Source organism: Streptomyces sp. NPDC056347, assembly GCF_042262625.1.
In the GTDB taxonomy this organism is placed as follows: domain Bacteria; phylum Actinomycetota; class Actinomycetes; order Streptomycetales; family Streptomycetaceae; genus Streptomyces.
Window position 1 is genome coordinate 1 of sequence record NZ_JBHJQP010000322.1, and the last position, 2737, is coordinate 2737.

Here is a 2737-nt window from a genome sequence, read left to right on the forward strand (position 1 = left end):
GCCCGCGTTCGCCGGACGTTGCCTACGTGGCCGGGGGACGCTTCCGGTTTCCGGTGTGCTCCACGACGCTGTCGGGTCCGGGTGAAATCAGGTGTTCGTGTCCGTCGTCGGAGCGGACGCGGTAGGGGGGAGTGCCCCCGGCCCCGAGCACTTCGACGATCTCTGCGACCTTGTCGTGCTGGCCCACGGTCCGGCCGTGGGTGACCAGGCGGTCGCCGGTGCGTGCCTCCATCGGGACTGACCTCCTCCGGGATGGCGGTCCATGTCGACAAGTCTATGTCCCGACCCGGACTTCGCCCGGCGAACGGTGCCGGAAGCGGCGGGCGCGCCCCGCCCACGGGCCGGCGGCGATCCGTACGAGCACCGCGAGCGACCGCGAGCGCCGCCACCGGCCCCGGCGCGGAGGCGCTGCCCGGTCCGGACGCCGGTCCGCGGCCCTGATCGGGAACGCCCGGACGGTACGTGGGGAGGGGGAAACAGGCCAATCGGCCTCGGAGCGGGCGCACGGGGCCCGTTCCGGGACCGTGGCGAACGGACTTGTGACAACCCCTTGACCGACAGGGTGTTCGGATCCACGATCGCCGCCATGACTTCCAGAGTCTCGTTGGTCGCGGCGGCGCGCAGCTCCGGCCTGCTCGCCGAGCGCTTCGACGACGACCGGCCGCTCGACCGCGCCGGTCTGTACGAGATACGGCTTGCCGCGCCCGCCCTCGCCTCCCTGGGCGCCGCCGAGCTGCGCTACTGCTCACCGACCCCGCGCAGCCGTGCCACCGGCGACGCGCTCGGCTTCGCGCCGCTCGTCCAGCCCGCACTGCGCGACTGCGACATGGGCCGGTGGCGGGGCTGCACCCTCGCCGACGTCACGGCGTGCGAGCCGGCGGCGGTCGATGCCTGGCTGGCGGATCCGCGTGCCGCCCCGCACGGCGGCGAGCCGCTGCTCGCCTTCATCACCCGGATCGGGGGCTGGCTGGACACCCGCCCGGTGTGCGACGGCGCCATCGTCGCCGTGGCCGAACCCGCGGTCGTCCGGGCCGCACTGGTCTACGCGCTCAAGGCCCCGCCGTCGACGTACTGGAACGTGGACGTCGGGCCGCTCTCCACGGTCACGCTCACCGGCGGTCCGGGCCGCTGGAGCCTGAGGCTCGAAGCGGGGGCGCGCTGAGCGCGGCAACGGAAACGGGCCGGAAACGGCCTGGCCGGAGCTCGGCCGATGCCGGTTCCGCGGCCGGCCCGCCGCCCCGTCCGGCGGGCCGACGACTGGCCGAAATCCGCCGCGGCGGGGAACCGGCGCCGGTCCGCGGAGTCCGGCGCCCGCCCCGCCCCGGCGGCGGCTGTCGCGAGGGCCGCCCCGGTCGCTCCGCTCAGTCGCTCTGCTCGGTGCCGGTGATCAGGGCGAGGGCCTCGGTGACGGCGGCCTCGACGGTGGGCTTGTCGAGGCCGAGCCCGGTGAGGACGCCCGTACCGTCCTCCTGCTCCAGCAGGGCGAGCAGGATGTGCTCCGTACCGACGTAGTTGTGGCCCATCCGGAGGGCCTCCCGCGCCGTCAGCTCCAGCACCTTGCGGGCCCCGGCGTCGAACGGGGTGAGTGCGGGCAGTTCCCCGTCGGTGGCCGGGGGCAGTGCCTCGGTCGCGGCCTGCCGGACGGCCTCCAGGGTGATGTCCCGGGCCCTGATGAGGGCGGCGGCCAGCCCTTCCGGCTCGCTGAGCAGCCCGAGCACCAGGTGCGCGGTGCCGATCTCGTCGTTGTGCGCCGCGCGGGCCTCGTTCATCGAGGCGACCACGACATTGCGGGCCCGCGGGGTGAAGCGGCCGAACCCCTGGTCGGGGTCGGGGCCGGAGACCTCGCCGGGGTCCTTGGGGACGAACCGCTTCTGGGCCGCCTGCCGGGTCACCCCCATGCTCTTGCCGATCTCCGTCCAGGAGGCGCCCGAGCGCCGGGCCTGGTCCACGAAGTGCCCGATCAGGTGGTCGGCCACGTCACCGAGGTGGTCGGCGGCGATCACCGCGTCGGAGAGCTGGTCGAGGGCGTCGGTGTGGGACTTCTTGATGGCCTCGATCAGGTCGTCGAGGCGCACGGGATGGGTCGGACGCGTGGGATTCTCCATGCGTCAACCTTAGGTTGACACTTGATGAGTGTCAACCTCTGGTTGACATGTGGGGACGGTGGGGCGCGGGGGGCCTTCAGTGCGGTGGCTCGGCGCCGTTGCAGAAGACGCACGCGTCCCAGTACGCGGGCGCGCACAGCACCCGGTGCCGTACGCACGAGGCCATGGCGGCCTCGTCCGGGCCGGGGAAGGTGTCGTCGCGCGGCTCGGCGTCGGCGGGGTCGAACGCCTCGACCATCTCCCGGTACTGCCGCAGGAACCCCTCCGCGTAGGGCGCCTCGTAATCCAGCTCGTCCCACCGGTGCCTGCGCAGGGCCAGGTCCAGCACCCGCAGGACGAAGCCCTTCGCCGCGGCCCGCTCGCCCGGGGAGCGGCCCCAGTCGATCTCCTCCAGGTCGAACCCGACCACACCGCGCCCCACGGCGCTCTGGTCCTGCAGGGTCAGCAGGGTGGCGAAGCGGTACTCCCAGACGCTCTCGGCGAGATCGGACACGGCCAGTACGAGCACGTCGACGAAGACGTCCGTGCTCCCGTTGGACATGGACAGCGTGCGGCCCCCGCCGTGGAATGTGTTCCCCATGGCGACACCGTAACGAGCGGGCCGGGGCCATGGGCCCGGGGATACGACGGAG

4 protein-coding genes are annotated in these 2737 nt (G+C 73.5%); 1 reads left to right on the forward strand and 3 read right to left on the reverse strand.

From position 1 onward, the window contains the following. Positions 1-22: 22 nt before the first annotated feature. A complete protein-coding gene (locus tag ACFCV8_RS35870; protein WP_376689748.1) occupies positions 23-232 on the reverse strand; it encodes a DUF1918 domain-containing protein in 210 nt (69 codons plus the stop codon). Positions 233-586: 354 nt separating this feature from the next. On the opposite strand from ACFCV8_RS35870, the gene ACFCV8_RS35875 reads away from it, so the two are divergent. Continuing rightward, positions 587-1162: a histidine phosphatase family protein gene (locus ACFCV8_RS35875; protein ID WP_376689749.1), complete on the forward strand. Its 576-nt coding sequence runs from the start codon at positions 587-589 to the stop codon at positions 1160-1162. A 199-nt stretch (positions 1163-1361) separates the two neighbouring features. Here ACFCV8_RS35875 and ACFCV8_RS35880 read toward each other — a convergent pair whose 3' ends face one another. Continuing rightward, the gene (locus ACFCV8_RS35880; protein WP_376689750.1) at positions 1362-2105 is read right to left on the reverse strand and encodes a Clp protease N-terminal domain-containing protein; all 744 of its coding nucleotides are present in this window, start codon (positions 2103-2105) and stop codon (positions 1362-1364) included. A 76-nt stretch (positions 2106-2181) separates the two neighbouring features. Next, entirely contained in the window at positions 2182-2685 is a 504-nt protein-coding gene (locus ACFCV8_RS35885; RefSeq protein WP_376689751.1) for a hypothetical protein, read from the reverse strand. Positions 2686-2737: the final 52 nt, after the last annotated feature.